Annotated in this window: 4 protein-coding genes; 1 reads left to right on the top strand and 3 read right to left on the bottom strand. The window is 62.0% G+C overall.

From position 1 onward, the window contains the following. A partial coding sequence (locus VGN12_06610) for a hypothetical protein (protein HEY4309107.1) occupies window positions 1-204 on the bottom strand: 204 nt, incomplete at its 3' end. Between the two features lie 122 nt (window positions 205-326). Between VGN12_06610 and VGN12_06605 the strand changes: the two genes are divergently transcribed. Next, window positions 327-629, top strand: coding sequence for a hypothetical protein (locus VGN12_06605; protein HEY4309106.1), 303 nt, complete (start codon window positions 327-329; stop codon window positions 627-629). Here VGN12_06605 and VGN12_06600 read toward each other — a convergent pair. Continuing rightward, window positions 570-2,561 (bottom strand): hypothetical protein, encoded by a 1,992-nt coding sequence (locus tag VGN12_06600; protein HEY4309105.1) that lies wholly within the window; start codon window positions 2,559-2,561, stop codon window positions 570-572. The genes VGN12_06605 and VGN12_06600 overlap by 60 nt on opposite strands. Before the next feature lie 123 nt (window positions 2,562-2,684). Then, on the bottom strand, window positions 2,685-3,109 hold a 425-nt coding region (locus tag VGN12_06595; protein HEY4309104.1), incomplete at its 5' end, for a hypothetical protein.

Genomic DNA, 3,109 nt, shown 5'->3' with positions numbered 1-3,109 from the left:
GTCACAGACGAAAACTCCGTAGACGACTGTCGGGTTTGGCATTTCATAAACGACGGTTCGCTCCGAGACCGGCGCTTTTTTGATCCCGCTGCCGCACGATGGGCAGTTGCTCGGCTTCCACTCGGGAGCGGCACTTGCCGGCCATTGCTCAGCCTCTTTTTCCACGGCGGGTGCTGACCGCTGTTTTTGCTTAGCCTTCTTCATTGCTCTCCCTGCAATTTCTGGACGACATCGGTGAGACGGTCCGCAGCGACGCAACACTCTCTCATTCGCGCCTGAAGTTGGTCCCACTCCGCGATGATTGAAGTTCCGCAGCGGAGCAGCTCTTGAAAATCGCGCCGCAATTCCTCGACCTGGGCGGCGAGTGGCTTTTCGTCAAACGCTTCGTGCTGCTCGTCGTCCATCGCTATCTCTGTTTCAAAAAGCGCCGTAATGCCCCGGCAAAACGCATCGGGCCATTACGGCGTCTGCCGGCATCACGTTCGACAATCGTCGCGGTCAATCGCAACGCCGCGGCGACGCTGAACGCGAAACCAAGCATCGCGCGTCGACACGTCGCCGTTGGTGTACTAGTCGCCAAATTTAGCCCCGCCCACGTTTCGCAGCTGATCGCGGACCTCTCCCAGTAATCGGATTTGATCGTCGCCGATTTTGACCCACCGTTCGCTCGCCTTAGCGATGCGATCCACGGCGCTTCCGGTCCCCAGGCGGCCTACACCGATGCCGGAGAACGTTCCCGACACGCTGCCGCCTGCGGCGCTCGCAAACGATGGCAATTGCAGGTCCCCCAGCTTGTTGCGGGCCGGGTGCTGGCGTGCGGCGGCCGCTTCGGCGATCAACCGGTTACGCTCGGCGACAGCTTCAGCAAGCGCGGCACCCCTGCCGGCTGCAGGTGCCTTAGCCTCGAATCCGGCGACACCGGCTACCAATGCGCCCAAGGCAGCGCGGAAAGCGTTCTGGGCCTTGGTAATCAACTCCAGTCCTGCAGGGGGCGCACCGGCTTCGTTGACCGGCGGCGCCGCGGGAGTGGCCGGTGCGCTGCCGTCAACCGGTACTCCGTCGATCTTCGTGACGCGTGTCGGACCGTAGTTGCGTTTGGGAATCGGCGGCGCGACGTAAGGCTGATCGCGGAAGATGCCGCTCAGAATCTTTCCGCCGGCCCATGAGGCACCACGCCCAAGCCGATTAAACGCTTCTTGTCCTGGATAACCGCCGACGACGTTGCCGCCGCGGCTGTTCTTGCGATCGTCGCTCAGGATGCCGAAGAACTGCAGCGCGCTTTTTAACTGTCCCAAGGCCCGCGTGATGCGTCCATTGATCTCGCCGATCACATAAAACAGGTTCCAAAGCGCTTTGCCGATGACCTTGCTGGCGTCTTCGAACGCCGACTTCATCACTTCGGCGACGGCGGTCATCTTCGCCTCGATCTCATCGCCAATCGCTGCGAAAACGCCGTGCAGCGCCTGCCACACCGTTGAGAGTTTCTCGGCGACACTGGCGAACGCGTTGACCAAGCCCTGCTGCGACTGCTGCCAGATGTCATCAAGCACTGCCGTGCCGCGCAGCCACTCCGTCTTGAGCGTCGCCCATAGAATTTGGGCCGAGAGCTTTATGTCGCCGCCCGAAAGCGCGTCGCTGATACCCGCGAAGGTTTCCGTGGCTACTGATTTGAGCCGCTGGAAGGCTTGGCCTAGCGCCGCAAGCACGGTGCTTCCCACGCCGCTGGCATGCAGGAAGTAACCGCCGAGCGCCGCAAGACCCACGACCAGGATGCCCACCGGTGATAGAATCGCTGCCACAGCGCCGATTAAAACCGTAAAGCCGGCTGCAGCCGTGCCGATCGCCAGCCCTACCGTGGCAATAGCGCCGCCGAGTGCCGTCATAACGGCGCCGGTGATAGCGACTTGCTTGGCGATCTGAAAGGCCTGGGCGATGAGCTGCGTGTTCTGGCGGGACCATTCCACCACGCGCTGCGTAACCTGCTGCATCTTCTTGGCGGCAGCCGTTAGCACGGGCACGACGGCGCCACCGATCGAGATCGTGATCGCCCGCAGGCTGGCTTGCAGGTCGACCATCGCCACGCGGTATTCTTCCGCCGCTTTGGCATCCTCGCCCGACAACACAACGCCCAGCTCGCGAGCCCGCTCGATCAGGGCCCGAATCCCTTTCTCGCCCCCGTTGTTGCTAAAGAACTTTTGCCACGCTTCCTGATCGGTGCCTAATGCCTTGACAGACGTTCCGGCCCGCTCGGCCGCGTAGGCCAGCGCCGACATGCTCTCGACCGAGATATCGAGCTTCTTGGCCATGGCCGAGGTATCAATGGCCAGGTCCTTAAAAACCTTCGCCGCTGCGGTCATCGGTCCGACCAGAATGCCGCCGAGCGCCGTCAGCTTGGCTCCCACACCTGCCACAGCTACGCCAAAATTCTTGACCTGCGCGCCGCTCTTCTGCAACGTGGCCGTGAACCCGTCATCCTTCATGCGCAGATCGTAGTAGGCCTGCCCAGCCTTGATCTGATGGCCGCTGCCGCCGTTGCTGCCGCGATCGTAGGAGAATGCCATGCGTTTCCTCGTTTAGAAAAACTCCGCCCGGGCCGCCGGTGCAAAGCGGCCCAGGCGGTACGCAGCAGCACGGCTCGCCCAGATGAATAAACGAGCCGGACCGCAACGTGATTCGTTAATGGATCAAAACGCGTAGCCGGCTACGCTCGCGCCGTCCGCAATCTGATCGCAGGGAAGTGTTCGCGAGATTGTCACGTTCAGTATCTGGGCCCCGTCGCGAGTGATGGCATGCCTCTCGGTGACAGAAAATGCCGCCCTCTTGAACTGCTGAACCGCTGCGTCGCGAATTGCTCTGAATTCCGCCGGGCTGCGATAGAGACGTTCGAGCGGCGTCAGGCCAGCGGCCGGCGGCGTCAGCTGCTTGGCGAATACGCGGAGCCGCGTCGCCGCCCATAGATTCGCGTGGTGATCGTACCGGCGGAGATCCGGCGACGTGACCGATTTTTCTGGGCCCGGCTTTTGCACGACGGCCGCAAGTTTCCCGCTCAAGGTGAGCGGGACGTCGAAATACGCACGGCTGTCGGAAACACTCACCTTCTTTGCCAGTT

Source organism: Pirellulales bacterium, assembly GCA_036499395.1.
Taxonomy (GTDB): Bacteria; Planctomycetota; Planctomycetia; order Pirellulales; family JACPPG01; genus JACPPG01.
The sequence above is the reverse complement of the archived record's forward strand: the minus strand, read 5'-3'. Positions and strand labels throughout refer to the sequence as shown.